The organism is Paraburkholderia sp. RL18-085-BIA-A (genome assembly GCF_046027075.1).
GTDB lineage: Bacteria > Pseudomonadota > Gammaproteobacteria > Burkholderiales > Burkholderiaceae > Paraburkholderia.
On sequence record NZ_JARESU010000400.1, the window covers coordinates 1 to 1579 of the forward strand.

A 1579-nucleotide genomic window follows, 5' to 3' on the forward strand; every position below is an offset into this window, starting at 1 on the left:
CAACGCACCAGAATTCCACCACAACCCCGTCTGCCTTCTGAGGGTGCGTGTGCTCTCACGGTGAGCCACTCAGGGCGATCTGTAGCTGCCGTTGAAAGTCAATTGCCATCTGGGCGCCGCGAGTGAATATCAACGTCCGTGCGTACCACCGCCCCGCAATGTGAACCTCAGGTGGCTCCAATACGGATCGCACGGAATAAACACGCGTGCTTGATCGTTCAATGCGCAATGACGAAACGCCGACGCGAAGGTCGCGGGGCAAGGATGCCATCGACGCCGTTCGCGGGTTGGTGCGCTCGTTCAGAACAGAAAAGGGTCGACGCGCGTTGCCAGTGGTCGTGCCGCGTGGGGACTATAAGCAAATCATTCAAGGATCAGGAGGTGACATGCATAGGTTTGCAACTGTTTTCTCGCTTGCTGGAGCGGCCACGCTCGCACTTGCTGCGTGCGGCGGCAATTCGAACAACAACATGCCCACGGCGACCGCCGGTACATTCAAGTCGACCATTCTCGTGTCCGACGGCAGCGTCGCCGCGCCGCACGTCGACCCCAATCTGCAAAACAGCTGGGGGATCGCGTTCGGTCCGACCACCCCCGTCTGGGTATCGGACAACAATACACAGAAGTCGTCGCTGTATGACGGCAATGGCGTGGTGCAGTCGCTCGTCGTCACACTACCGCCGGCCGCAAGCGGTCAACCCGCGAGTCCGACCGGCATCGTTTTCAACGGTACCACGGACTTCGCCGTCACGGCGAATGGCGCAACAGGCAACGCGGCATTCATTTTTGCCACCCTCGCCGGCACGATCGCGGCCTGGTCGCCTAAGGTGCTGCCGACGCAGGCTGTCACCGTTCACGATGACGGCGCAGGCGCAGCCGAATACACAGGCCTTGCAATCGCCAGCAACGCCGGCACAAGCACGCTGTACGCCGCCGATTTCCATAACGGCAAAGTCGATATGTTCGACAAGACTTTCACGAAAGTTTCGGTTGCCGGCGCCTTCAGCGATCCGAACGTACCTGCGGGTTTTAATCCGTTCGGCATCCAGGCCGTCGGCAGTACGATTTATGTGGCGTATGCGAAGCTCGGGCCCGATGGTCACAGAGATCAAAGCGGTGCGGGCAACGGCGTGGTGGATGCATTCGATACCGCCGGCCACCTGATCAGGCGCATCGCGTCAAACGGGCCGCTTAATTCGCCGTGGGGGATCGCCATGGCGCCGGCCAATTTCGGCGCGTTCAGCAACGACCTACTGATCGGCAACTTCGGCGACGGCACCATCAATGCGTTCGATCCTGCGACTGGCGAGTCGAAAGGGGCGCTCACGCAGGCCAATGGTTCAAAAGTGACGCAGCCCGGACTTTGGGGCCTGGCGTTTGGCAACAACGCCGACAACCAGCCTTCCAACACGCTGTTTTTCGCGGCAGGTCCGACGGCGACGACGGGTGTCTATGGACGCATAGATTCGTCGATGTAGCCGGCTGAAGGTCCAAGGGCTCGATGCAATGTCGTCAAGCGCGGCGCCAGAGACGGCTAGCTGTCCCGTTCAAGCGCCTGTAGCGGAGCGCAAAGCCGGTG

Annotated in this window: 1 protein-coding gene; it reads left to right on the forward strand. The window is 60.7% G+C overall.

Going from position 1 to position 1579, the window contains the following annotated elements; translation table 11 throughout:
- Positions 1-386: 386 nt before the first annotated feature.
- Positions 387-1478, forward strand: coding sequence for a TIGR03118 family protein (locus P0D89_RS52755; protein ID WP_408371111.1), 1092 nt, complete (start codon positions 387-389; stop codon positions 1476-1478).
- The last annotated feature ends 101 nt before the right edge of the window (positions 1479-1579 follow it).